The 468-nt window shown below is 46.2% G+C and carries 1 protein-coding gene; it reads right to left on the bottom strand.

The features are described from left to right. On the bottom strand, nucleotides 1-468 hold a 468-nt coding region (locus EWU23_RS13750), incomplete at both ends, for a hypothetical protein (protein WP_205753194.1).

Genomic DNA, 468 nt, shown 5'->3' with positions numbered 1-468 from the left:
CTGAAGTTGGAGTGAAGGTAAAGGTTCCTGCTCCTGAAGTTCCCGTGAATTTCAAGCCTAAGCTTGTCAAGTTCGCTACTCCACTCGTAAAGTCGCCTGCTTGATTCAACACGTTGTTCACTCCTGATCCTAAACCTGTGATTGCTCCGGTTAATGATGTCGTTACCGTAATGTTATTTCCTGAGGCATTAAATCCTGTAGCTGTATTGCCATACGCATCTTGGGCCGTCAAAGTATTCGTTCCAGTGAAGGCTGTTCCATTCGTTTGAGGACTCGTTAAGCTAACAGCTAATTTCGTCATCGTTGATGCACTCACGGCTACTGTCAATCGATCTGCTCCGGCAGCAACGATACTTCCATCTGTAACAGCCACAACAGCTGATTCCACATTGTACAGCTTCATGTTTGTTGTCACACTTCCTGAGGCAAACGTCAAGGCTGTGCTCGTTCCAAAAGCAATATCTGCTG

The sequence above is a fragment of the Aquirufa beregesia genome, from assembly GCF_011090385.1.
In the GTDB taxonomy this organism is placed as follows: Bacteria; Bacteroidota; Bacteroidia; order Cytophagales; family Spirosomataceae; genus Aquirufa; species Aquirufa beregesia.
This window is presented reverse-complemented; position numbering and strand designations above follow the sequence as displayed.